27 protein-coding genes and 1 pseudogene are annotated in these 26927 nt (G+C 42.4%); 16 read left to right on the plus strand and 12 right to left on the minus strand.

What is annotated here, in order from left to right; translation table 11 throughout:
- From F5613_RS16560 to F5613_RS16575, 4 genes and pseudogenes are all read left to right on the plus strand, one after another.
- Positions 1-470, plus strand: a pseudogene (locus F5613_RS16560) (YfhO family protein); the annotation flags it as partial.
- Complete coding sequence (locus tag F5613_RS16565) at positions 460-699, plus strand: hypothetical protein (protein WP_246303438.1); 240 nt, start codon at positions 460-462, stop codon at positions 697-699. The pseudogene F5613_RS16560 and the gene F5613_RS16565, both read left to right, overlap by 11 nt.
- Positions 700-717: 18 nt before the next feature.
- Complete coding sequence (locus F5613_RS16570) at positions 718-1002, plus strand: hypothetical protein (RefSeq protein ID WP_246303439.1); 285 nt, start codon at positions 718-720, stop codon at positions 1000-1002.
- 148 nt (positions 1003-1150) lie between these two features.
- Positions 1151-2053, plus strand: coding sequence for a YfhO family protein (locus F5613_RS16575; protein WP_246303440.1), 903 nt, complete (start codon positions 1151-1153; stop codon positions 2051-2053).
- A gap of 89 nt (positions 2054-2142) precedes the next feature.
- Here F5613_RS16575 and F5613_RS15500 read toward each other — a convergent pair whose 3' ends face one another.
- From F5613_RS15500 to F5613_RS15515, 4 genes are read right to left on the minus strand one after another with little or no spacing between them, the layout of a single operon-like run.
- A complete protein-coding gene (locus tag F5613_RS15500; RefSeq protein WP_179400006.1) occupies positions 2143-2613 on the minus strand; it encodes a DUF4252 domain-containing protein in 471 nt (156 codons plus the stop codon).
- On the minus strand, positions 2610-3026 hold the full coding sequence (locus tag F5613_RS15505; RefSeq protein WP_179400007.1) for a hypothetical protein: 417 nt from the start codon (positions 3024-3026) through the stop codon (positions 2610-2612). Before F5613_RS15505 ends, F5613_RS15500 begins: the two co-directional genes overlap by 4 nt.
- On the minus strand, positions 3016-3525 hold the full coding sequence (locus tag F5613_RS15510) for an RNA polymerase sigma factor (protein ID WP_068185276.1): 510 nt from the start codon (positions 3523-3525) through the stop codon (positions 3016-3018). The genes F5613_RS15505 and F5613_RS15510 overlap by 11 nt, the downstream gene beginning before the upstream one ends.
- Positions 3515-3970, minus strand: a complete 456-nt coding sequence (locus F5613_RS15515) for a DUF4252 domain-containing protein (protein WP_079682168.1) — start codon at positions 3968-3970, stop codon at positions 3515-3517. The genes F5613_RS15510 and F5613_RS15515 overlap by 11 nt, the downstream gene beginning before the upstream one ends.
- A gap of 795 nt (positions 3971-4765) precedes the next feature.
- Between F5613_RS15515 and F5613_RS15520 the strand changes: the two genes are divergently transcribed.
- On the plus strand, positions 4766-5587 hold the full coding sequence (locus tag F5613_RS15520) for a basic secretory protein-like protein (protein ID WP_218858927.1): 822 nt from the start codon (positions 4766-4768) through the stop codon (positions 5585-5587).
- Positions 5588-5620: 33 nt separating this feature from the next.
- Here F5613_RS15520 and F5613_RS15525 read toward each other — a convergent pair whose 3' ends face one another.
- The 5 genes from F5613_RS15525 to rpsO all read right to left on the minus strand — a co-directional run bounded on the left by F5613_RS15525 (position 5621) and on the right by rpsO (position 11055).
- Entirely contained in the window at positions 5621-6796 is a 1176-nt protein-coding gene (locus tag F5613_RS15525; protein ID WP_246303406.1) for a glycosyltransferase, read from the minus strand.
- A 4-nt stretch (positions 6797-6800) separates the two neighbouring features.
- Positions 6801-8219, minus strand: coding sequence for an adenosylhomocysteinase (gene ahcY, locus F5613_RS15530; protein WP_179400008.1), 1419 nt, complete (start codon positions 8217-8219; stop codon positions 6801-6803).
- Positions 8220-8330: 111 nt separating this feature from the next.
- Positions 8331-9983: an AMP-binding protein gene (locus tag F5613_RS15535; protein ID WP_179400009.1), complete on the minus strand. Its 1653-nt coding sequence runs from the start codon at positions 9981-9983 to the stop codon at positions 8331-8333.
- A 13-nt stretch (positions 9984-9996) separates the two neighbouring features.
- The gene (locus tag F5613_RS15540; protein WP_179400010.1) at positions 9997-10581 is read right to left on the minus strand and encodes a helix-turn-helix domain-containing protein; all 585 of its coding nucleotides are present in this window, start codon (positions 10579-10581) and stop codon (positions 9997-9999) included.
- A 204-nt stretch (positions 10582-10785) separates the two neighbouring features.
- Complete coding sequence (gene rpsO / locus F5613_RS15545; RefSeq protein ID WP_068187106.1) at positions 10786-11055, minus strand: 30S ribosomal protein S15; 270 nt, start codon at positions 11053-11055, stop codon at positions 10786-10788.
- 146 nt (positions 11056-11201) lie between these two features.
- On the opposite strand from rpsO, the gene typA reads away from it, so the two are divergent.
- Positions 11202-12998, plus strand: coding sequence for a translational GTPase TypA (gene typA, locus F5613_RS15550; RefSeq protein ID WP_179400445.1), 1797 nt, complete (start codon positions 11202-11204; stop codon positions 12996-12998).
- 150 nt (positions 12999-13148) lie between these two features.
- Here the strand turns inward: typA and F5613_RS15555 are convergent, their stop codons facing one another.
- The 3 genes from F5613_RS15555 to xerD all read right to left on the minus strand — a co-directional run bounded on the left by F5613_RS15555 (position 13149) and on the right by xerD (position 18461).
- Positions 13149-14840 carry a tetratricopeptide repeat protein gene (locus F5613_RS15555; protein ID WP_179400446.1) on the minus strand — a complete coding sequence of 564 codons (1692 nt, stop codon included), beginning with the start codon at positions 14838-14840 and terminating at the stop codon, positions 13149-13151.
- Between the two features lie 304 nt (positions 14841-15144).
- Positions 15145-17415 carry a T9SS type A sorting domain-containing protein gene (locus F5613_RS15560; RefSeq protein ID WP_179400447.1) on the minus strand — a complete coding sequence of 757 codons (2271 nt, stop codon included), beginning with the start codon at positions 17413-17415 and terminating at the stop codon, positions 15145-15147.
- 131 nt (positions 17416-17546) lie between these two features.
- Complete coding sequence (xerD, locus tag F5613_RS15565; protein WP_179400448.1) at positions 17547-18461, minus strand: site-specific tyrosine recombinase XerD; 915 nt, start codon at positions 18459-18461, stop codon at positions 17547-17549.
- Between the two features lie 93 nt (positions 18462-18554).
- Between xerD and aroQ the strand changes: the two genes are divergently transcribed.
- From aroQ to porK, 10 genes are all read left to right on the plus strand, one after another.
- Positions 18555-18971 carry a type II 3-dehydroquinate dehydratase gene (gene aroQ, locus F5613_RS15570; protein ID WP_079682162.1) on the plus strand — a complete coding sequence of 139 codons (417 nt, stop codon included), beginning with the start codon at positions 18555-18557 and terminating at the stop codon, positions 18969-18971.
- A gap of 74 nt (positions 18972-19045) precedes the next feature.
- On the plus strand, positions 19046-20497 hold the full coding sequence (gene pyk, locus F5613_RS15575) for a pyruvate kinase (protein ID WP_179400449.1): 1452 nt from the start codon (positions 19046-19048) through the stop codon (positions 20495-20497).
- A 6-nt stretch (positions 20498-20503) separates the two neighbouring features.
- Complete coding sequence (locus F5613_RS15580) at positions 20504-21136, plus strand: O-methyltransferase (protein WP_079682160.1); 633 nt, start codon at positions 20504-20506, stop codon at positions 21134-21136.
- 5 nt (positions 21137-21141) lie between these two features.
- Positions 21142-21477 carry a 30S ribosome-binding factor RbfA gene (gene rbfA, locus F5613_RS15585; protein ID WP_079682159.1) on the plus strand — a complete coding sequence of 112 codons (336 nt, stop codon included), beginning with the start codon at positions 21142-21144 and terminating at the stop codon, positions 21475-21477.
- 6 nt (positions 21478-21483) lie between these two features.
- Complete coding sequence (locus F5613_RS15590; RefSeq protein ID WP_179400450.1) at positions 21484-22710, plus strand: FtsX-like permease family protein; 1227 nt, start codon at positions 21484-21486, stop codon at positions 22708-22710.
- 42 nt (positions 22711-22752) lie between these two features.
- On the plus strand, positions 22753-23544 hold the full coding sequence (locus F5613_RS15595; protein WP_079682157.1) for an O-methyltransferase: 792 nt from the start codon (positions 22753-22755) through the stop codon (positions 23542-23544).
- Between the two features lie 10 nt (positions 23545-23554).
- Positions 23555-24124: a cob(I)yrinic acid a,c-diamide adenosyltransferase gene (locus F5613_RS15600; RefSeq protein ID WP_079682156.1), complete on the plus strand. Its 570-nt coding sequence runs from the start codon at positions 23555-23557 to the stop codon at positions 24122-24124.
- Between the two features lie 74 nt (positions 24125-24198).
- Complete coding sequence (locus F5613_RS15605) at positions 24199-24420, plus strand: DUF2795 domain-containing protein (RefSeq protein WP_005633363.1); 222 nt, start codon at positions 24199-24201, stop codon at positions 24418-24420.
- A 107-nt stretch (positions 24421-24527) separates the two neighbouring features.
- Positions 24528-25487 carry a PorP/SprF family type IX secretion system membrane protein gene (locus tag F5613_RS15610; RefSeq protein ID WP_245832490.1) on the plus strand — a complete coding sequence of 320 codons (960 nt, stop codon included), beginning with the start codon at positions 24528-24530 and terminating at the stop codon, positions 25485-25487.
- Between the two features lie 4 nt (positions 25488-25491).
- A complete protein-coding gene (gene porK / locus F5613_RS15615) occupies positions 25492-26913 on the plus strand; it encodes a T9SS ring complex lipoprotein PorK/GldK (RefSeq protein WP_079682154.1) in 1422 nt (473 codons plus the stop codon).
- Positions 26914-26927: the final 14 nt, after the last annotated feature.

The raw sequence follows: 26927 nt of genomic DNA on the forward strand, positions 1-26927 counted from the left end.
CCTATATGCCACTCACGATAGCCGGTATGCTATTGTTGTTCCGGAGTAAATTTCTTTGGGGAGCGGTGCTGTTTACCTTGGGTGTAGCCCTTTCGGTATTGAACGGTCACTTACAGATCACCTATTACCTGGCGCTGCTTTGTCTGTTTATCTACATCGGCTTCGCCTGGGATCAGATCCGCCAAAAGGCAATGGTTCCGCTGGTGAAGATTTCGGGTGTTATGCTTGTGTGTGTTATCCTGGCTGTGTTACCTAACTTAGGGAATCTGTATGCCAACTGGGAGATGAGTAAAACCTCCATGCGCGGTCCTACGGAACTTACGCAGGCAACTACAGGAAGTGCCGCCAAAGTGTCCGACGGTCTGGACAAAGAATATGCCTTTGCCTGGGAGTTACGGCAAGGGAGAGCTGCTCACCTTATTAGTACCCAATGCCTACGGAGGAGCTTCGGGAGGTACATTGGACAATAATTCAAACCTATACAAGGAGCTTCGGAGTAAAGGAGCCCAGTTAGGTAACGATGTGCAGAGTTACACCTATTGGGGCGATAAGATATTTACCTCTGTCCGGTTTACTTCGGCGCTATCGTCCTGTTTCTTGTTCGTACTGGGACTGTTCGTGGTTCCCGGAAAGCTGAAATGGTGGATGCTGGGAGGTTCTGTTTTTCTTACCCTTGCTGGCATTGGGAAAGAACTTTGACCGGCCTTCAACGATTTTATGTTTCATAACCTGGCCCATGTACAACAAGTTCCGTACGGTGGAGATGGCTTTGGTGATTCCGGGACTTGTATTCCCGCTCATTGCCTTCTGGGGATTGAAGGAGATCCTTTCCGGAAAGGTGGACGTGGAACCTTGCTGAAGCGGGGAACCCTTACGGCTTTAGGGCTTACAGGCGGTATTTGTCTGATTCTTTGGTTGATGCCGGCCCTGTTCCTCGATTTCCGCTCGCCCATGGATACCCAGTATCACGATGCCGCGACTGGTAGTACAATGCCTTGCTGACTGGACCGTAAATCTCTGGCACAGGCAGATGCTTTACGCTCGTTGATTTTTATTCTGCTGGGCGTATCTCTTTTGTTCTGGTATTTTAAAGCGAAGAACAAAGAGAAAACAGCTGTATATGTTGGTGTGGGAATAGCTATCCTTATGGTTGGCCGACCTATGGAGTGTGGACAAGCGCTACCTTAATGGCGACGACTTTGTACGTGAGCAACCTGCCGAGACCTATAAGGCAACGGTGGCCGATAAAGAAATACTGAAGGATACAGATCCCTCTTTCCGGGTGTTGAACCTGAATAATCCATTCCAGGAAACTACAACTTCATTTTATCATAAATCCATTGGAGGTTACCATGCTGCCAAGTTGCGCAGGTATCAGGAGTTGATTGACCATCGTCTGACGGGTGAGATACAGTCGATCATGAAAACTTTCCAACAGGCAAAGACTGCCGATGATGTGATCAAAGGACTGATGGTTTGTCCTACGTTGAATATGCTGAATATGCGCTATATCATTTACAATCCGGAACAGGCTCCTATACGCAATCCTTTCGCCTATGGAAACGCATGGTTTGCCCAAAAGGTGGAGATGGTGGACAATGCCGATGCCGAGATGGCTGCAATGAATCAGTTCAATCCGTTGATGGTGGCGGTTGTCGACAAACTTTTTGCTGCCGATCTGGAAGGTTTCACTCCTCAACCGGATTCTACGGCAACGATTGCACTTACCGATTACAAGCCGAATGTGGTTACATACCAGTCAAATACAAAAACCGAACAGCTTGCCATCTTCTCCGAGATTTATTATCAACCCGGATGGAAAGCTTTTGTGGATGGGAAGGAAACGCCTCATTTCCGTGCCGACTGGACATTACGCGCCCTTCGCGTACCTGCCGGCGAACATCAGATTGTATTCCGCTTCGAACCTGACAACTACATTATGGCAACCCAGGTTGCATCGGTAAGCTCGCTGATTATCCTGTTGCTGCTGGCCGGAGCCATAGCCTGGTCGGTATGGAATACCCTTAAGAAGGATAAAGAGCTGCAGAAATAGATTACTCAAGTTTTTAAAAAACAGAAGAGGGTGTGTCATTACTTAGTTTTGACACACCCTCTTTCATTTATTTGCAGTACCATTTTATCTTATTTATCCATGTCTTTGGTAATTTCCTGGATATCCTGCAGGGTAAAATTCCCAAGCAGCTGTATCACCGTAAACCCATCTTCGGTATCTGCCAGCATCAGCATGTCTTTTACCAGATCTCCTTTCATTACGGCATAGAAGGTTGCCTTGGTTTTACCGTCGCGAACGCGCATTAGCTCTTCGTGTTGTTTGGTTACCAACTGAGAAAACTCGTTGCGCATCTTCACTGTCAGATCCTTGCGTTCGGTGGTAAGTACCTGCAATGATTCCACTTTCCCTTTCATGTTCATCAGATTTAATCCTGCTGTCTGCATGGTGGGCATCATTTTAAACATGGCCTTCGAGATATAGACCGAAGTAACATTGTCCATGTCGGCGTATTTTTCGAACAGTTTACTGGTTGTCTGCGCCAGACCAGCCTGACTGAATACGATGCACAGAAGTGCGAGTATGATATATTTTGCTTTCATTGTATCTCTTCTTTATTATTCAATTGTTTGTTTACGATTTTATTTACCTTGTGAATTTCCTGCTGAGCGTCAGACACCTCGTCCAATCCTTTGTTCAGCTGAGTGGACATAAAGGCGAGCGCTTTATTTGCAGCGATGGCAGCCTCCATCGGATCAGAGAATGTATCGGCAGTGGTAGGTTTCTGCTGAACATATTCCGTCTGGAAAAAGAGAGCGGTGCCAATCACCAGAGCCGCCGCAACGCCTCCGCACCAGTATATGAAACGCCTTCTTACCAAAGAAATCTTCTTGGTCTGTTCTCCGGCAGCCAGGTTGTCGATATACTGTTCCAATCTTTCCGACAGGCCTTCGGGCAGCCTTCCATCCTCTTGCAGTGCCTTGTCGATTAGTTCGTCTATCTGTTTATCGTTCATATACGTTTAGTTTTATGTATTGCTCTTTAATAATTTTACGTGCCCGCGAAAGCAGTGTGCGCACATTGACAGCACTGAATCCGGTAATCTCTTCTATCTCCTCCATGGAACAGTCGCCAAAACCTCTTAGTTTCAAAACCCTCTTCTGGTTTTCCGGCAGCTGCTCAATCAGCTGTGCTACCCTTTCAACCTCGTCTGCATTTTCGAGTACGGTATCGGGCGTGTTGTAGCTGGCAATTGTAATGGTATCCAGACTATCTTCGTAGCGTCCCGATTTAGAAGACCGGAGAAAATCCATGCAAAGGTTTTTAATAAGGGTGACCGAAAAGGCCTCCGGATTGATAATGTTTGTAAGTTCCTCCCGTTTGTTCCATAGTTTGCAATAAGCCTCCTGAAGAATGTCTTCGGCATCGTCTTTATTACCCGTAAGGGCATAGGCAACGCGGAAAAGCTTCGGATGCAACGGAAGGAACGTCTGTTTGAATTGATCAGGACTCACCTTTACCGTGTTTGTTAACCATCCGTTCGATGTCTGATGGTTTGATTTTACCTTTTATACGTACCAATGCTGCGTCGCTGCCTGTGGTTACGATCACCATCTCGCGGATCATCTCATTTTCGATGCGGACCAGCACTTTGGTGCGTTCTCCGTTTTCGTTGGCGTTGACCATTGTCTCAAACTTATTGTCTTTAAGCTGGCTCACCGCCTTGCTTAGTTTTTCCTTTACATCATTGGTGCAGTCTTCCAACGAATACACCTCTATCCCGTCTACCCCCATCGTGTCCGAAAACAGACTCGCAAATTTCATGGTGATCTGTCCCATGCTGATGGTAGTTACATTGTTCATTTTCGAAAACTCCTTGAACAGGTCGTTTACATTTTTCTGACTATATCCTGCCTGGCATATGATTACGAGTGCCAGTATGGCCATGATTTTTTTCATATCTTTTTAAAATTTAAATTGTTGAATCTGTTTTCATCCCTCTTCCATGTGCACCTTTGGCGAGGCATTCAAAAAGTAGACGGCACAGCCTTGCAGGTTGTTACAAAAAAACGGAATAAATTTATAAAATAATTCGTGTCGGCCTATCTCATTATTCTACTGAAATTTATTCATCGAAAACGATTTGTGCGAAAAACATCTGTCATTTGTCATTTTTCAGCTCGGATCCCTTTATTGAAGAGGGTTGTGAGGATGATAGATGTCTTGTGACGGATGCAGATCATCTGTCATCTGTCATCCCGTACGGCTCCACTTCGGTTCCAGTCAAATCAAACCGCAGGCTTTACATAGTCCATTTTAATGAGTCTGTTTTATACACAAGCATCCGGGTACGAAGGAGATTTTCATCGTATTCTTTCTGTTCAGAGAGGATGCATAACCAATGGTTAGTCTTAACACAACGATGAACTAATCCAATCACTACCATGAACTATTTTTTTCATAACGAGCCATTATTCGTTTGACATATGTTAAACGCAAGTTACCCAATTGTTGAACGCAAGTTACTCATATGTTGAATGCAAGTCATCCAATTGTCAAACGAATAGTATGCTACTGCGTTACGAATAGTTGTCCGTATACTAAAGATTAAAACCCTTAAGGGAATATAGTACGTTATTGCCTAAATGAAATTACAACGTAGTGGACTTTCTTTTAATGGATAGTTAATACTTGATTTAATATTTTTCGGTTTAATTCTGTAGATTTGTACTTTAAATTAAATATAGACCTATTATGAGTGTGTTTAAATCTTATTTCTTGTCAGGACTTTTGTGTATGGGCTTACTGCAAGCCAATGATGTGGTTTCGCAATCTTCAACCTCGAAGGATAATGTATCGTGGAGCAATTATCCGGTTGGTAACATTATTTTTAAATCCTTGTCGCCCGAAACAGAAGGGGCTCGTATTTATCATGAATTGGTGTCGAATCCGGAAGATTATATTGCTTTGCAAGCACGGAAGGTATTAGAAACGCTTTATTTTTCTCCTTCTGATAGCATTCCGGGTATAAAAACGATTCATTATACCTTGAAAGAGTACGATGGGATTTCGGCAAAGGGGGGTAATCCTCCAACTATTTATATAGATTACAGTACAAAATGGGTGGAAAAAACCTTTGGAAAAGAATTGAATAAAGAAAAAGTAGATTATGAAACCCGCGGTGTTTTATATCATGAGCTAACGCATGGTTTTCAGTTAGAACCTCAGGGAATAGGCTCTTATGGAACAAATAAGACTTTCTTTGCAATGATTGAAGGTGTGGCAGATGCTGTCCGTCTGCTTAACGGTTGCTTTACAGAAAAAGACAGACCCAAAGGTGGCAGCTATATGGATGGTTACCGGACCACTGGATTCTTTCTTGCTTGGCTGACAAAGACAAAGGATCCGGATTTTCTTAAAAAGTTCAATCAAAGCACATTAAAGGTTATTCCCTGGTCGTTCGATGGAGCGATCAAGTACGCCTTAGGGAATCAATTCCAGGTAGATGGTCTTTGGAATCAGTATCTTACAGAAATGGGAGATATAGCTGTAGCAAATAATCAGGATCCCCGTTAAGTAAGCAGAAGAAAGAGGCATTGTTACGGAAAATTATAATGTTTGAACGTAGTTTATAACTTTTCCTGCAAAAGTTTCCCACGATAGTGCCTTTTTCTCTGTCTCTATATTCTTGAGGCAGGTTGCCAGCTGGTCGTTTTTAAAAAGGGTCAGGATAGCTTCTTCAATGGCTTGGGCTGTTATGGCAGAGGTTACTATACCGGTTTTCGGGATATCAATGCTTGCCGGGAAATCGCCCACCGGAGTACTTATCATCGGGGTGTCGAAATGGTACGCAATAGATACGACTCCGCTTTGTGTGGCCGAACGATAGGGCAGTATCAAAGCATCTGCTGCCGAGAAGTAGTCGCTGATCTCATTGTCATTTATATACCGGTTGAATACCCTGATTCGCTCTTTCGCACCGGAAGCATCGATCTGATGCTGGTATTTATCGAAGCTGCCGTAGCATTCGCCGGCAATTACAAGCTGATAGGTGTTATCCAGATGCGACATGGCTTCGATCAGCAAATCAAGTCCTTTATAATGGCGGATCAGTCCGAAAAAGAGTAATGTTTTTTTATCCGGATCAAGCCCCAGCGTGGTGCAGGCTTCCGACCGGTCTTTTCGTTCGCCGAATTGGTTGTACAGGGGATGCGGACTCACCATACAGGGGGCCGCGGGACGGATAGCGTGTAAATCGTTTTTTACATTTTCGCTGAGGGTGATAAATCCATGACACTGATTGAAAAACAGCTTAGCCAACGGCTTATCCATGGGCCGGGCTTCGTGAGGATAGGCATTGTGAAGCAACGCCACCACTTTACAGCTTTTTTTCATCCGGTTGGCTATGTGGGCATAACCGGGTACAAAGAAGCTCATCCAATAGGAGATGATAATCAGATCCGGCGCAAACTCTCTCAACGCTTTTTCCGTAGCAAAATAGCTGAAAGGATTGATGCTGTCTAATGTCCGAACACTTTCAACCACTTCTGCCTGATCGTCTTTATCTACATATTGTGTCTTTCCGGGGAATAATATGCCGGGATATAGTCGCTTGAAGTTAAATGCTTTAACCTGGTGTTCTTTGCCAAGCTCGTCATAAAGCATGGCGCTGAACTGGGCGATTCCGCCCCGGTAAGGATAAAATGGAGAGAGGATGGCAATCTTCATAATTGGATACATAGTGAAAGAAAAGAGGGTGAACCGTGTTGCCGGTTCACCCTTCATTATATTAATATCTGTAGTGTTCCGGTTTATAAGGTCCGTCTACGGGTACACCGATGTAATCGGCCTGCTTTTCACTTAAAACAGACAGTTTCACACCGATACGTTCCAGATGCAGGCGGGCTACCTCTTCGTCGAGTCGTTTAGGCAGGCGATAAACACCTATTTCGTAAGCCATCTGCCACAGATCTATTTGTGCCAGAACCTGGTTTGTAAATGAATTGCTCATTACAAAAGAGGGGTGTCCGGTTGCACAACCCAGGTTTACCAAACGTCCTTCGGCCAACAGGAAGATGGAGTTCCCGGTTGGAAAGGTGTACTTGTCTACCTGTGGTTTGATGTTTGTATGTTTGATATTTGGATAATTAACCAGCTTGTCTACCTGAATCTCGTTGTCGAAATGGCCGATGTTACATACAATAGCCTGATCTTTCATCTGAGCCATATGCTCGATGGTGATGATATCGCAGTTTCCGGTAGTGGTAACAAATATGTTACCCTCTTTAACCGCCTCTTCCATGGTGGTTACTTCAAATCCTTCCATGGCAGCCTGCAATGCACAGATCGGGTCTATTTCGGTCACGATCACACGTGCACCGTACGAACGCATGGAACGGGCACATCCTTTACCTACATCACCATAACCCAGAACAACTACTACCTTACCGGCAATCATTACATCGGTGGCACGTTTGATACCATCGGCCAGCGATTCGCGGCAACCGTACAGATTATCGAATTTGGATTTGGTTACCGAGTCGTTTACATTGATGGCAGGAACCAGCAATTCCCCTTTTTCCATCATCTGGTAAAGACGATGTACACCGGTGGTTGTCTCTTCTGAAACCCCTTTCATCTCTTCAACCGCACGATGCCAGCGCTGGTTATCTTCGGCCAGAATAGTATTGAGTGTATCCAGAATAACCTGCTCTTCATGATTGCCGCCTTTACGGTTGATGGTTTCGGCGTCTATTTCGGCACGGTATCCCATATGTACCAACAGGGAAGCATCACCTCCGTCGTCTACAATCATATGCGGACCTTTTCCTTCGGGGAAACGGAGTGCCATGTCTGTACACCACCAGTATTCTTCGAGGGATTCTCCTTTCCACGCAAATACAGGTACGCCTGTGGCGGCAATGGCGGCGGCGGCATGATCCTGCGTAGAGAAAATATTACAGCTTGCCCAGCGAACATCGGCTCCCAGAGCAACCAATGTCTCGATCAGAACGGCCGTCTGAATAGTCATGTGCAATGAGCCGGTAATTCGGGCGCCTTTTAGCGGCTGTTTATCGGCATACTTGGCACGAAGCGCCATTAAACCCGGCATTTCGTGTTCGGCGATTTCAATCTCCTTGCGACCAAACTCGGCCAAACTCATATCCGCTACTTTATAAGGCAGCGTGGTTGGAAATAGTTGTGACATATTGAATAAAATAGATTGTTCAGTTTGCAAAGGTAAATAAAAAGCATGAAGTTAGTTGTTAAGGAAAAGAAAAAGAGAGCTTTCCATAGGGGAAGGCTCTCTTCTATATGCTCATTGAGGGGTTATTCCCTGTTCTTTGAGTAGTTGTAACCCGATATCTTTGAGTTTATATTTTTGGATCTTGCCACTTCCCGTCAATGGAAAGCCGTCAATGAAGAATACATATTTTGGTATTTTATGGCGGGCTATTTTACCCCGGCAGAAATCTTTGACAATTTCTTCGGTAAGAGTCACGCCCTCTTTTTGAATGATAAAGGCTCCTACCTCTTCTCCATATTTCTGCGAGGCGATGGCGGCAACCTGTACATCTTTTACACCTTCCAGGTGGTATAGGAACTCTTCTATTTCGCGGGGGTAAATATTTTCACCTCCCCGAATGATCATATCTTTTATCCGGCCGGTTATTACATAGTTTCCTTGTTCATTTTTGATACCCAGATCGCCGCTGTGTAACCAGCCATCCTTATCGATAACTTCGGCGGTAGCTTCCGGATTTTTATAGTAGCCTTTCATAACAAGGTATCCGCGGCAGCATATTTCCCCCTGAACACCCTGAGGACATTCTTCTCCGGTTTCCGGATTTACAATCTTCACTTCCGTGTGAGGGTATTCTTTTCCAACTGTAGTACATCTTTCTTCGAAGGAATCATCCAGGGTTGTATGAGTCATTCCCGGTGAACTTTCGGTAAGTCCATATACACTAGTTATATGTGTAATATGCATCTTATCTGTTACTGCACGCATCAGCTCAATGGGGCATAAGGCTCCTGCCATGATCCCTGTTCGTAGCGAGGTGAGGTCGAACATGGAAAACATGGGATGGTTCAATTCGGCAATAAACATGGTGGGAACGCCATAGAGAGCGGTGCACCGTTCTTTGTGAACAGAAGCCAGAACCACCAGCGGGTCAAACTTTTCCACCATCACCTGGGTGGACCCGTGCGTAAGGCAATTCATGGTTGCCAGTACTACGCCAAAACAGTGGAACAGGGGTACACAGCAACATAGCTTATCGTTTTGTGTAAAACCCATGCCTTCTCCTGTAAAGAGTCCGTTGTTTGTTATATTGTGATGTGTGAGCATTACACCTTTTGGGAATCCGGTGGTTCCAGAGGTATATTGCATATTGGCTACGTCATGACATGTAATGGTGGATTTTACATCGTCCAGCACTTCGTCGCTGATGTTGTCTCCCAACAGTAATAATTCGGGTGTATTGTACATCCCTCTGAATTTTTCCTGGCCGATAAAAACCACATTCTTCATTTTGGGAAAACGGCTGCAGCTAAGATAACCTCGTTGAGAATTTCTAAGTTCGGGAATCATTTCGTAGACCATGTCTACATAGTTTCCGTCAAATACCCCTTCGGTAATACATAAGGTGTGTAAATCCGAATTTTCAACAAGAAATTCCAGTTCGTGCTGCTTGTAATTGGTATTTACAGTTACCAATACCGCTCCGATTTTAGCTCCGGCATACAGAAAGGTAAGCCAGTCGGGAACATTGGTTGCCCAGATTCCTACATGGGTTCCTTTTGTTACACCGATAGCCAGCAATCCTTTGGCCATTTTGTCTACCCGTTCGTTAAACTCCTTCCAGGTGAAACGCAGGTCGCGGTCCGAATAAACAAGGTATTCTTTATCGGGTGTTGTCTCGGCCCAATGCTCAAGCCATTGTCCGATTGTTTTGTCTTGTAATTCCATAAAGAGATGATAATTAGTATGGCGTATATACTACAGCCAGTATTTTAGCTGTACTGCCGGCTCCGGCATGTACATGATGGGCTACAATCGAATCGTAATAAATGCTGTCTCCCTCTTCAAGGATGTAGGTGTTTTTGCCGTAATTGATCTCTACGATACCTTCAAGAACATAGATAAATTCTTCGCCTTCGTGTGTGGAAAGGATAAAATCTACGCCCGATGACGAGGCAATATCGATCAGGAACGGCTCCATGTGTCGTCCCGACTTTGCTTTCGACAAGGAATGGTATTCCATGTGCTTGCGTGCTTTGGTGGCATTGTTTGAGAAGCTTATACTTTCTGTAGCGGTATTGTTGTCTTGTTTCCGACAAATAACCGGACCCAGCTCTGTCTGATCGTCGAGGAATGTGCCCAGACGAACTCCCAGCACGCGGGCAATCTTGATTAACGGAGCCAGGGAAGGAAAATCAAGACTTCCTTCTATACGCTCTACCTGATCTACACTTAATCCGGAGCGTTCGGCAACTTCCTGAACGGTGAGGTTTTTGGATTCGCGGATGCGTTGTATTTTTGCTCCTATAATCTTGTTATTTCCCATGATAATTAAGTTGTATGTATTTTATTAATTTTTCGGCTGATTATAATTTGTTACAAAACACGGCAAAAATACATTAAATATTCAAAGATTAGGCTATTTTGTGTGGTTTTTAATCTGTTTTTTGATTAAAAGGGAGTTGTTATAACAAAAGAAAAGGGCCCCCTTCAATGAAGAGAGCCCTTTAACTTCCTGAGAAGTTGTTTCTTACTTTCTGATACCAAGTTCTTTGATGATTGCACGATATCTTTCGATGTCTTTAGCAATTAGGTAATCCAGTAAACGACGACGTTTACCTACCAACATTTTAAGAGCTCTTGAAGTACTATAATCTTTGTGATTCTTTTTCAAGTGTTCTGTTAAATGAGAAATGCGGAAAGTGAAAAGAGCGATCTGGCTTTCTGCAGAACCTGTGTCTGCGCTAGACTTTCCGTACTTTTCGAAAAGTTCTGCCTTTTTAGCTGAATCTAAATACATGAATTCTACTTTTAAAAAATTAATACTATTGTTTCAAAGCGTGCGCAAAGGTAGCCATTAGTTTTTTGATAGACAACACTTTTACTTTTCTTTTTTTCCATATGAAAGGAATTTGTCGTAAATTTGCAGCCAATAAATTAGTCTCAATGCAAAAGATTAGAAACATCGCGATTATCGCGCACGTGGATCACGGTAAAACAACGCTCGTTGACAAAATGTTATTAGCAGGTAAGCTTTTCCGTGAAGGACAGGCAGAACCCGACCAGTTTTTGGATAGTAATGACCTTGAGCGCGAAAGAGGTATTACGATTCTTTCCAAGAACGTATCCATTACTTACAATGATTATAAAATCAACATTATTGATACTCCGGGGCACGCCGACTTTGGTGGCGAGGTTGAAAGAGTATTGAATATGGCCGACGGTGTTTTATTGTTAGTAGATGCGTTTGAAGGCCCAATGCCTCAAACCCGTTTTGTACTGCAGAAGGCCATCCAGCTCGGATTAAAACCAATTGTAGTTGTTAATAAAGTAGATAAACCAAACTGCAGACCGTCTGAAGTTCAGGAAATGGTGTTCGATCTGATGTTTAGTCTGGACGCCACCGAAGAACAGTTGGACTTCCCGACAATTTATGGCTCTGCTAAAAATGGTTGGATGTCTACCGACTGGAATGAACCTAAAGAAGATATTTCCGCATTGCTTGATGCAATCATAGAATATATCCCCGAACCTGTAACATTGGAAGGTACTCCGCAGATGCTTATCACTTCGCTCGACTTCTCCAAATATGTGGGTCGTATTGCCATCGGTCGCGTACACCGTGGTGAATTGAGAGAGGGGCAGGATGTGATGCTTTGCAAGCGTGACGGTTCTATGGTAAAATCACGCATCAAGGAGGTGAATGTATTTGAAGGTCTGGGTCGTAGTAAAGTGAACTCGGTTAAATCGGGTGATATCTGTGCCCTTATCGGCATCGAAGGTTTTGAAATTGGAGAAACTATTGCCGATTTTCTGGAGCCCGAGGCTTTACCTACCATTGCGATCGACGAACCTACCATGTCTATGTTGTTTACAATCAACAATTCTCCCTTCTACGGAAAAGATGGAAAGTTTGTAACATCACGTCATATATTTGAACGTCTGCAGAAAGAACTTGATAAGAACCTGGCATTACGTGTGGAACCTACCGACTCGGCCGATTCGTGGCTGGTATACGGTCGTGGTGTATTGCACTTGTCTGTACTTATCGAAACAATGCGTCGCGAAGGATACGAATTACAGGTGGGTCAGCCTCAGGTAATCATCAAAGAAATCGATGGCGTAAAATGTGAGCCGGTTGAAGAGCTTACCATTAACCTCCCCGAAGAGTGTTCAAGCCGTATCATTGATATGGTTACAAAACGCAAAGGCGAAATGAGAATGATGGAGAGCAAGAACGATCGTATCCATCTTCAGTTCATCATTCCTTCACGTGGTATTATCGGGTTGAACAACGCAGTGCTTACTGCTTCGGCAGGTGAAGCCATAATGGCTCATCGTTTCATCGAATTCCAACCCTGGAAAGGGGATATTGAACGTCGTGCCAATGGCGCGATTATCGCTATGGAAGCGGGTACGGCTTTTGCTTATGCATTAAATAACCTTCAATCAAGAGGACGCTTTTTTGTTAGTCCCCAGGAAGATGTGTATGCCGGTCAGATTGTGGGTGAGCATTCGAAAGAAGGAGACTTGGTCGTAAATGTCACTAAGTCGAAGAAGCTTACCAATATGCGTGCATCCGGATCGGATGATAAGGTTTCTTTGGCTCCTCCGGTTGTATTCAGTCTGGAGGATGCGTTGGAATATATCAAAGCCGACGAGTATGTGGAGGTTACACCTAACAGCATGCGTCTGCGTAAAATTGTTCTCGACGAGAATGAGCGCAAGCGTATGAGCAGATAATATATCCATCTTTAGATAAAAAGGGTGCCGGATTTGATTCCGGCACCCTTTTTTATGTTCGCCCAGCACGAACGTCTTCTAGCGGGTCTTATATAAATAAAGCCCCAGGCGGATGCCTGAGGCTTTATCGTATTTAATAAAATGTAGTTCTTACTTTACTAAAGCAGAGAATGCAGCATCAGCAGCAAATTTTGCAAATTCAAGATCCTTAGCAGCTTCTTTAGCCATGGCCTTGTCTTTTGCAATAGATGATTTCAAATTGCTGATTACACCGTTAACGTTGTTTGTACGAGCAGCAACAACAGCTTTCAAATAATCTGTTGTAGCGTCTGCGTTAGCAACACCGTCTAATGTTTGCTGAGCTTTGCTGTAGTCCTTTACAAGGATCTGAGCTAAAGCAGCGTTATTGCTCTTTGTTGCACCGAAAGAGTTAACAGCCTTAGCGTATTCGCCTTTTTCAAGGTAAAGAACGCCCAGAGCTTCACTTAATTCAGCAACACCTGCAGCGCTACCAAACAATTGTTCAGCCTTAGCCTGGTCACCCTTAGTTAAAGCGATCAAACCTAAGTTCATGTTAGATTCGTTGTTTGCCTTAACAGAATTAGCTTTATTGAACATTGCTTCAGCAGCAGACAAATCACCGTTCAGGAAGTTGATCATACCAACGTTGTTGTATGTACGGTAATCGCTAGGGAACAATTCAACAGCTTTTTTGTAGATTGCTTCTTTTTCTGCAGTTGTTTTTGCCAAAGCACCAGCATAAAGAAGTTCTTCTACTGTAAGAGCTTTTGCATCCGTTTTAGCAAGGTTGGCAATTTCGTCGTCTGATTTACCAATGATTTCGATATTGGCAGTCAAACGTGAACGACGCAACTGAGGAAGAATTTCGTCAGCAAGGTTGCTGTAAACTGCAGAGATATTCTTGATTTCTTTTTCTCTCTGTTCTGGATCGTTGTACATTGAAAGAACGCGAAGAACCAAGTCTTTGTCCTGAAGGTTAGAGTTGGCAACCAATTCTTTGAAACCTTCCCAGTCTTCAGCTGTGTAACGAGCGTCTACCGGAGCATCGATTTTTTCTTTCTTCAATTCTTTAGCAAGATATTTAGAAGTGTTCTTTTCACGCTTTTCAGCAAGACCTGTATTCAGATCAAGACCACCATCAGGAGAAGCATATGCAGAAATTTCGATAGCTACATTTTGGTTAGGAGCTTCGTTTGCATTCTTAACAAGGTTTTTCCAATCAGCCAATTCGCCTTTCTTCAATTCTTTTGTGCGAAGTTCAGCTTGTTGGATAAGGAACATGATGTTTGCATTGTGAGCTTCTTTAATGATGCGTTGGAACTTATCGGCAGCCAAAGCTGGAGTTGCAGTTCCTGCGTCAGCCAAAGCTGAAGTTGCAATAACACCTTCGCCAATCTTGATGTCGGGAAGAGCTACTGTTTTGTTCTTGATTTTAGCTTCGAAAGTCAGATATAATTCTGATTTCTTCATTTCAGGCTTGTAAGTGAAAGAAGATTTCATTGTAACATTGGCTCCTGCAGCTTGAGGAATTACCTGGTTGTTACCATTTACTTTTTCACCTTGGTATGTGTAAGCTGTGCCCCATGCTTCGCCACCTTCATACCTTAAAACCGGAGTTACAGTTACAACAGCGTTTTTGTTGAACCATTTTGCCGGGAATGTAGCATTGATTGTTACAGGAACTTTGCCACCGATTGCCTCAAGTGGCTGCGGTTCGGCCTTGATGTACTGTTCTGCTAACGGTTTCAACTTGCTTGAGCAAGAAGAAAAGGTTACAATTGTTGCCAAAATGAAAAATGGCAAGAAAAACTTTTTGTTCATAATTTGATGTAAGTTTAAAATGATATTTATGTATTTATATTCACTTCTTTTGCTTATTATACATTAGCCTGCAAAACTAAAGTATTATTTTAAGGAAGTATAGAATTCCGGTCATAAAATGTCACTAATTTAATACTTATTAATGAAAGTAGACCATGTTTAATTAATATAAAATTAAATTTTATATACGATGACCTTTTATATAATTCTATTACTTCAAGTCTAAAGAAACGATTACTTGTCTAAAATACGTATAATTTTCATAGGCAAAAAATATATTTTAGTTTATTGATACAATTAAATATTAAAGTACAATTTTTGTTGCATATCTGTTTTTCCCGGCCTTTACTTTAACGATATAGATTCCTCGTGAAAGATGGCCCACAGGTAACGTAATGCGCTCTGAACGGAAAGAATTCGTTTGGATCAACTTGCCGGTAACCGACAATAATTCCACCTGTACAGATTCCGTTGTATTGTTTGTTAAAATATAAAGCTGTTTTCTGTCTGCTCCCGTATAAACACGGATTGCCGGATTTAAATCTTCTGGTTCGATGCCGACAGGAATTTCACCGGATGATTCCATGTATTGAACAACGGGGTCGATAAACAGGGATGTTGCAAAGTTAATCACGTTGGAAGCTTCCGTCCATTCGCCTCCACGTTTAATCCATGCCGTATTTTTGGTGGATTCTCCAGATTTGAGATTGTAAACAGCGATTGTATCACCGGCTACATTTTCAATTGTATAGGAGATATAGAATTCGTTTTCGGCAACTACCCGGGATGTAAATGGAACAAATGTTTCCATGTCGCGGTTCAAGGGCTTGTCGGTTTCTATAAAATCAGTTTTGGATGCATCCAGATTGGTATAGGTAGGCTTGAATATTTGCGAATGGATAAGCTGACCGGGTTTGCCTGACCCGCTATGCACTGCAATTGTAACCTTACTGTCTTTCCACGAGCCGATGGCTGAGGGAGTAACAACAAAAACACCGTGTATACGAACCTTCTCTCCTGAAATGGAATAACCTTCTGCAAAACTCTCCGGGTGGGTTGTATTTGTTCCGAAAACAAATCCCGAGTCGGGCAACGCGACCTTGAGAGCTTCAATGTTATTTCTGTTCCCGTTGTTGGTGAGATTACTTAACCTTACAGCGGCAGCATCTCCGTAGGGATCCAATCCTTCTATTTTGTAAATTGGGAATGATGTCGGGTTCAGCCAATACTTAAGTGTAATTTCTTTTGTCGTATCCGGAGACCACGAGTCTTTCAACGTATAATAATAGTCGTTTATCGGACCTTTTAGGGTAGGGTGTCTCGGAATAAATGTACAGTTTGAACTTCCTCCCGAAAGAGCTCCTACAACCATGTCCTGTGCATCGAAGAGTGGAGATCCTGATGACCCGCTTGCGGTTGACCCGTCATTCCACCTGGGGATATGCCAATGGTTGTTTTCTTTAAAATGGGTAATATCGAAAGATGCAACGTTCAATGTTCCAGTGTACTTATTGATCCGTTTCACAGATCCTCCCGGATGATGGATCCCGCTATAGGGAGCTACACCTGCATCCATTGCATTCCAGCCGGCATAATAGGGCCGGTAATATACAGGAGGCGTTTGCAGTAATTCCAGCAGCGCTAAATCTGTTTTCTCGTTGATGGCACATGGTACGGCAGAGACCATGGACTGCTCTTCTGTTCCCCTCATGGTTGGACTGCACACCGGACTGTTGTAGTTAAAGAAGCAGACAATGCTGCCGGCCACCTTTTCGTAATCCGGATTGGTTACATTGAACCTGTTATTGAGACAGTGTGAAGCTGTTAATAAAAACGGAGTTCCATCCCTTTCGGTGTTGTTTAGCAACGTTCCGTTGCAGAGGAAGATTCCATCTATGATCAGTAAAACGACGCTGCGTCCTACTTCTTCGTATTGATTATTATAGTTGGGGTCGCAAACCAAGTTATCCATACAGAAATTGGTCCCGAGGTTGGGGCCAGGTTCGGCCCCTCTTAAATTGCGATAATCATGGTTTACTTCACCAACAACCAATCTTCCGGCGAATGCAGCATTGGCCGGTTCGTGGTATTCAATTATCAACTCGTCTCCCTTAACTGGGGCGACCGGAAGTATATTAAGCTTTGAATTGTTCTGATGGGTGAAAGATCCCAGGATATGGGTTTGGTCCGGATTGAAAAGGAAGACCTGACTACCCTCCGGTATTTCAAATTCTGAAAATAAGACATTGATGGAATAAGCCCCGGCCGAGCGTATACCTAACCTCCAGACTTTTGTGCCGTCTGCCATCGTAAATGAGGTTCCGGCTGTCTTTACATTTAGCGAGGTCATAAACTTATATGCAAACCTGAATCCTCCCCGCAGATCACTTTCGTTCAATGAATCTGTGTGAAGCTCCTCGGCCACATCAAATGCAGGCATCTCCACAAAGAAATCAGCAGAGCTACTCTTGAGAGTAAGCATTGGAAGAGGGGATCCTCCATGGCTGATTTGTGCGACTCCTTTAGCAGTTATGCAAAGAAGAACGAGTACTAGGGCAACAATATTTGTTTTCATATATTTTATGTAGGCAAAATTACACATAATTATTTGTTAATTGATTTAACTCAAGTTCTTTTTCAACTTTTATTTGTTTATTTTGCTGAAAATAGCTTAGTAAATCTTTCGCGCTGAATGTCAGATCTTTTTTATTGACTTTTTTGCCGGCTTCTGGGATGATGATCCAGGATTTCGTTTCGTAAGAATTCGCGGTCGATATGGGTGTAAATTTCTGTGGTTGTGATTTTTTCGTGACCTAGCATCAGTTGTATTGCCCGAAGGTTGGCACCTCCCTCAAGTAAGTGGGTGGCAAAGGAATGGCGGAATGTATGCGGACTGATATTTTTGGTGATGCCAGCCAAAACTGCCTGTTCTTTGATGATGTGGAAAACCATGATACGAGACAATCCGGTTCCCCGGCGACTAAGGAACAGGAAATCATCGTAACCCTTTTTTATTTGAACGGCATTACGGTCAAAAAGATACAGGCGTATTTCTTTAAGGGCGGTATCTGAAATGGGAACTAAGCGCTGCTTGCTTCCTTTGCCTTCTACCCGAATGAATCCTTCGTTAAAGTAAACATCCGGAAACCGAAGATTTATCAGTTCGGAAACACGAAGTCCGCAGCTGTAAAGAACCTCCAGCATGGCCCTGTTTCGCTGCCCCTCCGCCTTTGAAAGGTCAATGCTGTCCAGTAGTCTGTTGATTTCATTGATTGACAGCACTTCGGGTAGTTTAAGTCCTATTTTGGGAGCTTCCAACAATTCAGTCGGGTCGCTTGTTATATATTCATCAATGAGTAAGAAATGATAAAAGGATTTGATGCCTGATAAAATACGTGCCTGAGAGCGTGGATGAATTCCTATATCATGTAATTGTGAGATAAATTGTTGCAAATCAAGATAAGTTATGCCTGTTATGTCCAGATTTTCAGTTTTCGCATAGGATACTAATTTCTCTAAGTCACGCATGTATGCGTCCACTGAATTCGGTGATAGCGATTTTTCGAGGCGAATATATGTATGGTATTTACTTATAATATCTTTACCCAATTGCTTTGTCATAGTTTATATCAATTTTGTCAAATAAAATCATTATCTTTGCCGGATATTTTCCAACCCTGTGGTATGGGGCAAAGGTAATAAACTTACAATAAAATGAAGAAGATTCAGATTATCAACGGACCAAATCTTAATCTGCTGGGAAAGCGAGAGCCGTCTGTATATGGAAACTCCTCTTTTGAGGAGTATCTTGATACGCTGCGGAAAAACTTTCCTACGTTTGAAATTACCTTTTTTCAAAGCAATATTGAAGGCGAATTGCTAAATAAAATTCACGAGATAGGATTTGATTATGATGGAATAATACTAAATGCCGGAGCCTACACCCATACATCCATTGCATTGTATGATGCTATTAAAGCAGTTACAACTCCGGTTGTGGAAGTACATATTTCGAATGTTCATGCCAGAGAGTCGTTTAGGCATGAATCTAAAATCTCAGCTGCATGCAAAGGAGTGATCCTTGGCTTTGGGCTTGATTCTTACAAACTGGCCCTTGAATCTTTCAAATGAATTTGATGGACCGGGTGCTTGTTTGTGTTTTAATTTGAAGATTTTTTTAATAAAGATTATAATAGTAAGGTTATATGTTAAAGCATACAAAGATTGTTGCTACTGTTTCAGATCAACGGTGTGAGGTAGAGTTTATCAGATCCCTGTATAAGGCAGGAATGAATGTGGTACGCCTGAATTCGGCCCACATGGTTGAAGAAGGGTTTAATAGAGTTGTCGGCAATACCCGTGCCGTGTCAAATCACATTGCGCTTTTAATGGATACGAAAGGCCCGGAGATTCGAACAACCAAAACGGCTCAGCCTCTTGAATTAAAAACAGGTGATAGAATTAAGGTGATGGGTAATCCTGATGGAGAAACCACCAGGGAATGCATTTGCCTGTCGTATAAGAATTTTGTTGCAGATATGTCTGTAGGCGGAGAATTGCTTATCGACGATGGCGATCTTGATTTGAAAGTTATTGAAAAGCATTCTGATTACCTTGTTTGCGAGGCGTTGAATGATGCTACTCTTGGTAGCCGTAAAAGTGTTAATGTACCGGGGGTACGTATCAGCTTGCCATCGTTGACAGAAAAAGACCGTACCAGCATTCTTTACTGTATTAAGAATAATCTTGATTTTATTGCTCATTCATTTGTTCGTTGCAAACAAGATGTGCTTGATATACAGCGTATTCTTGACGAACACAACAGCCCGATCAAAATTATTGCTAAGATTGAAAATCAGGAAGGTATTGATAATATCGATGAAATCCTGGAGGTGGCTTACGGTATCATGATCGCCCGTGGTGATTTAGGTATTGAAGTTCCACAGGAAAAGATTCCGGGTATTCAGCGTGTATTGATCAGAAAGTGTGTGGAAGCTAAAAAGCCGGTTATTGTGGCAACTCAGATGCTTCACTCGATGATCAATAACCCTCGTCCTACCAGAGCAGAGGTTACAGATATCGCAAATGCCATTTATTACCGTACAGATGCATTAATGTTAAGTGGTGAGACTGCCTATGGAAAATATCCTGTAGAAGCGGTTGCTACTATGACCAAGATTGCAGCTGAAGCCGAAAAAACAAAGCTTGCAGCAAATGATATCCGTGTTCCTATCGTAGGAAACGACCTTGATGTAACTTCTTTCCTTGCCAAACAGGCAGTGAAGGCATCTTCAAAGCTTCATGTAAAAGCAATCATTACAGATAGCTTTACCGGAAGAACAGCACGTTATCTGGCTGCTTTCCGTGGTACATCCACCGTATATGCCATCTGTTATCACGAGCGTCTTACAAGAGAGCTGGCTTTATCTTATGGCGTATGGGCTGTTTATCAGGAAGAGAGTAAATCTGAGCGGGAATATTACTTTAAAGCATTGAATGAACTGATCAAGAGTGGCCGTATTACCCGTTCTGATATGGTTGCCTATCTTAGCGGTAGCTTTGGTGAAGGCGGCGGTACCTCGTTCCTTGAAATAAATAATGTTGGTAAAGTTTTGGATGCTGGAGATAAATACTCGCTTCCAACTTTTAAAGACTAATATTGAATGACGAAAGAAATAGAATCCTATATTCTTTCACATAGTGATGAAGAAGGTTCACTGTTGGCTGCTTTAAATAGGGATGCCAATGTGAATCTTCTTCGTCCACGTATGTTATCCGGGCATCTTCAAGGCAGAATTTTAAAGATGTTTTGCCGGATGCTTAAACCTAAACGGGTTCTCGAAATAGGGACCTATACAGGTTATGCAACTCTTTGTATGGCTGAGGCTCTTGAGAAGGATGCCGAAATCCACACGTTGGAGATCAATGATGAGATGGAAGATTTTATCCGTAAGTATGTTTCCCAATCGCCGGATAAGGATAAAATCAAGCTTTATTTCGGTGATGCGATGGAGATCATACCGGCGTTGGATGAATCATTCGATCTTGTTTTTATAGATGCCGATAAACGACTTTACTCAGATTATTACGATCTGATTTTTGATAAGTTGCCGGCAGGGGCTTTGATCCTGGCTGATAATACCTTATGGGACGGGAAAGTGCTTGAGCCTCTCCATCCGGCAGATAAGCAAACAGCGGGTATTCTTGCATTTAATGATAAAATAAAAGCTGATCAGAGAGTGGAGAAGGTGATTCTGCCGCTTCGGGACGGACTTACAATGATTTGGAAAAAATAATAATTATGGAAAGTACAAGATTAAATAAAATTGGTCGTTTATTGCAGAAGGAATTAAGCGATATATTTCTGCTTCAGACAAAGGCTATGTCGGGCACTTTGGTATCCGTGAGTGTGGTGCGGGTAAGTCCTGATTTAGGCATTGCACGGGTATATTTAAGTATTTTTCCTTCGGAAAAAGCTCCCGAATTGCTGGAAGCAATCAAGGCTAACACCAAGGCTATCCGCTTTGATTTAGGTCAACGGGTGCATTTACAGTTGCGTAAAATACCCGAACTGACCTTTTATATCGATGATTCACTGGACTATATTGAAAAAATTGATAATTTGTTAAAGAAGTAATCCCCATTGAATTTTCCTTTTTACATAGCCAGAAGATACCTCTTTTCAAAGAAGTCTCACAATGCCATCAATATTATTTCGATGGTATCTGTTTGCGGTGTAGTAGTTGCAACCATTGCTTTAGTCTGCGCCCTGTCTGTGTATAATGGATTCAATGATCTGGTATCTACTTTATTCAGCAGCTTTGATCCTGAATTAAAGATCACTCCCCGAACAGGAAAGGTCTTCGATCCGCAAGACAGTCGGATTGAGAAGGTGAAAAAATTACCTTCATTAGACGTATGGTGTGAAGTCCTGGAAGATAATGCCTTGGTGCGTTATGATAACAGGCAGGTGGTTGCCGTTGTAAAGGGGGTTGATAAAAGTTTTGAGCAATTGGCGTCCATCGACAGTGTTTTGGTTGATGGTAATTTTATTTTACAGGATGATGTGGTTGATTATGCTATTCCAGGTATAGGGATGGCTTCAGCTCTTGGTGTAAATGCAGGTTATCTTTCGCCTATGGAGTTCTATGCACCCAAAAGAGATGAAAAAGTAAATCTGTCAAATCCTGCAACCTCATTTCAGGTTTCGTATGCATATGCCGGAGCAGTTTTCTGCATCAATCAACAAGTGTACGACGAAAATTATATTTTGGTGCCCATTTCTTTGACACGCGAACTATTTAAATACGAAACAGAAGTCTCCTCTATCGAGATTAAGCTGCATCCGTCTTCCAACTTTTCTTCCGATAAAGACGAAATCACATCCATTCTAGGAAAAGATTTCATTGTTCAAGACCGATTCGAACAGCAGGAAGCATCTTATAAAATGATGCAGATAGAAAAATGGATGACCTTCTTAATTCTAAGCTTCATTCTGGCAATTGCCCTTTTTAATGTGGTGGGTTCGTTGTCGATGCTTATGATCGAAAAACAGGAAGATGTAAAGACTTTACGCAATATGGGTGCTAACGACGCGCTCATCTCCCGGATATTTCTTTTCGAAGGCTGGATGATTGCTGGCTTTGGCGCATTGATAGGTATCTTGATCGGTATTATTCTTTGCCTGATTCAACAAGAATTCGGTTTGCTTAAACTGGGGCAGACTACAGGAGCCTTTATCGTTGATGCATATCCGGTACGGGTTGCATTAAGTGATGTAATTACTGTTTTTATTACGGTTGTTACTATAGGTTTTATAGCCGCATGGTATCCGGTACATCATCTGGGTAAGAAATGGTTTGTCAGATAAAACTTTTATTTACTAACTTTGTATTAGTAAATAAAATATAAGATGCAGATCATACCAAAAAGCAAAAATGCCTTAAGGCGTAGTATTCTCCTCTATAGACGTGTCCGCTATCGAAAAGGATATGGTGTACATTCTCCGTTTGTTTACAATCTGATTACTAAAGTTATTGAAGAGTCAGGTCATTTCTATTTACTGGATGATATTGCGTTGACACGTTTAAAACTTCAGTACAGAGAGGAGCTGGTCTCTTATCCTGATAAGAAAAAAAAGGGGGCGATTGTCCAAAAGACCCTCGGACAGCTGGTTCAGAAAAGGGCTATTTCTCCTAAACAGGGTGCATTGTTGTTCAAAATCGTCAATTACTTCAAACCGGTTCATATTTTACAGATAGGGACCAATATGGGGCTGTCCACTCTTTACCTCACTTCTTACGCTTCCGGGTTACAGTGTATTGCATTAGAGAGTAATCCGGCTTTTGCATCTGTTGCACGTGAGACCTTTAAACAGGCCCGGAATCCGATTGATCTGAGAGAAGGCGATTATACCGATCTGCTACCCAAGGCCCTTGAAGATATGGAAGCTGTGGATTTTGTTTATTTTAATATGCAGGATGATGATATTTGTTGTTCCTCGTTGTTTAATAAATGTGTGGAGCAGACTCATCAAAATTCAGTCTTTGTTTTTAAAGGGATTAAATCGTCTTCCAAGATGAGAATTGCCTGGAAAGAAATCTGTTCGCATCCGAAAGTTACAGTCACTATGGACCTGTATGCTTTGGGTATAGTTTTTTTTAATGACAAGCTGCATAAACGTAATTATATAACCTACTATTGATATCAAGATTATGGCAACTAAAAAAAGTTTGATATATACTGGAACAGGAGATAAAGGAACTACCTCTCTGGTGGGTGGCGAACGTGTTTCTAAAACGCATCAGCGACTGGAAAGTTATGGCACAATAGACGAACTGAATTCTTTTATCGGTTTGTTGGTTACTTCACTGGAGGATCAGCTGGATAAAGATTTTCTATATTTTATTCAGCATAAATTATTTAGTGTAGGTTCTTATCTGGCAACCGACCAGCAAAGTACAGAGTTGAAAATAGAAAGCCGTATTACCCCTGAAAGTATCGTCCGGATTGAAAATGAAATCGATCGGTTGGATGCAGGAATACCGGTTATGCGAAACTTTGTTCTTCCGGGAGGATGCCGTTCCGCCTCTTTGGCACATGTATGCCGGACTGTTTGCAGAAGGGCTGAAAGACAGATATACAAATTAACAGAAACTGACCCGGTAGAGGAGCCGGTTTTGATTTTTGTGAACCGTTTATCCGACTATTTGTTCGTTTTAGCACGAAAAGAGTGTATAATTAACGATGGAAAAGAAATAATTTGGGATTATACTTGCATCTAAGAAATATAGTTCTATTTTTGCGGGAAATTGAAAATTAGAACTAACTTTTTGGTAACTATTAATACTTTATAACTATGTATTGGACATTGGAACTAGCTTCAAAACTAGAAGACGCACCCTGGCCTGCAACAAAGGACGAGTTGATTGATTATGCACAGCGTTCTGGTGCGCCGTTGGAAGTAATTGAGAATTTGCAAGAAATGGAAGATGAAGGCGAAATCTATGAATGCATGGAGGATATCTGGCCTGATTATCCAAGTAAAGAGGATTTCTTCTTTAATGAGGAAGAGTATTAATGTTTTTTTAAATACATTGGAGGCAGTAAGGAAATACTTACTGCCTTTTCTGTTTTTTATGCCTATGTACAATTTATTTCCATTTTTGCAGTTACAATAATCGTACTATGCATAAAGTAAGAATGAGAAGGCTTTTTCTGCAATTAATCATATTGTTGGGTGGAATGAATGTCGCTTTTGGACAATACGATGCCCAATTCAGTCAGTATTGGATGGCGATGGGATACTATAATCCTGCCGTTGCCGGTAATACGGACAATATCAATCTATTTGCTTTGCACCGCCAGCAATGGATCGGTATTGAAGGAGCTCCCAAATCCTTTTTTGTTTCAGCCGATATGCCGTTAACTTTTGGTAAAACCACCCATGGGGTCGGGGTGGTGGGCTTTACAGAAACAATCGGTCTGTTTCAGAATACCCATGTTTCGGCTCAATATGCATATAAGAAAAAACTATTCGGAGGGATTCTCAGCATAGGTATACAGGCAGGCATGGTTAATCAAAGTTTCGACGGAACAAAGGTGGATATCCCTGAAAGTGAATTTCATACAGGTACGGATGAAGGAATACCCAATACCAAGGTTGAGGCCATGGTTCTTGATTTAAATGCAGGTATATATTACAGCCATAAAGACTTTTATGCAGGAATTGCATCGACACATATTTCCGAACCGGAACTGGCGCTTACTGAAAATGTCTACAGCTATATAGGCAGGGCGTATAATTTAACCGGAGGATACAATATTCAACTAAGGAACCCGTTGTATGAATTGCAACCGTCTGTATTCATGAAGACTGATATGCAATCGTTTCAGACTGATATTACGGCCCGGTTAGTTTATAATAAAATGTTTAATGGCGGACTATCCTGGCGGGTGAATGAATCGGTGGTCCTTTCAATTGGGGCTCTTATCGGTGGATTTCAGGTGGGGTATGCTTATGATTTCCCGACATCTGCCATATTGAAGGGAAGTACCGGCAGCCACGAACTGATGATCCGGTATAAGTTGAAGCTGACAAAGACAAAAACAGGGAAAAATAAACACAAAAGTGTACGTATATTATAAGTATATGAAGAAGGTATTATCAATACTTGGGGCAGCAGCCTTAATTACCTCTTGCGGTAGTCCGTTAAGTGGAGGTGGAGGTGAGCTTACAGGAGCCAGAACGGCATCCTTCAATGAGCCGGCACCGTTTGGAATGATTCTTATTAAACGAGGTTCATTCGAGATGGGACCTTCGGATAAGGATTCGTTATGGGGTACAGATCCGGAAACCAAAGGAGTATCTTTTGATGCATTTTGGATGGACGAGACAGAAGTCACCAACGCTAAATATCGTCAGTTCCTTTATTACGTACGCGATTCGATCATTCGTGAACGTCTTGCCGATCCTGCCTACGGAGGCAACGAACTTTTTAAGATTACGGAAGACCGCTATGGCGAACCTGTAACACCTCATCTGGACTGGAGTAGACCCATACCCTGGAAGCGTGCAACTGAAGACGAGCAGCGCGCTATTGAGAGTGTATACTATATTCATCCCATCACCGGAGAAAAAAGACTGGATGAGAAGCAGATGAATTATCGATATGAGTGGTATGATCATACTGCCGCCGCATTAAGGAAGAATAACCTGGATCCGGCAGCCCGTCAACGTAATACAGATATAAAGGTAGATCCCAATGAGGTTGTCATGATCTCCAAGGATACGGCTTATATCAACGACGATGGGGTTATTGTTAATGAAACCATCACAAGACCGCTTAGCGGTTATCACGACTTTCTTCATACGAGGATCGTTAATATTTATCCGGATGAAACTTGTTGGGTAAATGATTTCAACAATGCCTATAATGAACCATACATGAGGATGTATTTTACACATGCCGGTTACAATGACTATCCGGTTGTGGGTGTCTCATGGGAACAAGCCACCGCATTTTGTGTCTGGAGAACCAACTATTTTAAAGAATCTGCCAATTTACCTGCCGGTTATACAATTGAACCTTTCAGATTGCCTACCGAAGGCGAATGGGAGTATGCAGCGCGTGCCGGTAAAAATGAAAATAAATACCCCTGGGCGACCAACGATCTGCAAAGCAGCAAAGGATGTTTCCTGGGGAACTTTAAGCCGGGTAATGGGAATTATACCGAAGACGGACATCTGATCACATCGAAGGTGGGTTCGTATTCTCCTAATGAATTCGGTTTATATGATATGGCTGGCAATGTGGCTGAGTGGACTTCCACCACCTATTCTGAATCGGGTCCGAATCAGATGAATGATATGAATCCTGATTTGCGCTATAATGCAGCGAAGGAAGATCCTTACGCCATGAAGAAAAAGGTGGTGCGCGGCGGCTCCTGGAAGGATGTATCCCAGTTTATCCGCTCGGATATGCGTTCCATGGAATACCAGAATGAAACACGTTCGTATATCGGCTTCAGATGCGTACGAACTCAGATCGGATTTTCAAAGGGTAAAAAATAAGAAATGATATATAA

Origin of the sequence: Macellibacteroides fermentans, assembly GCF_013409575.1 — a bacterium.
Classification (GTDB): Bacteria; Bacteroidota; Bacteroidia; order Bacteroidales; family Tannerellaceae; genus Macellibacteroides; species Macellibacteroides fermentans.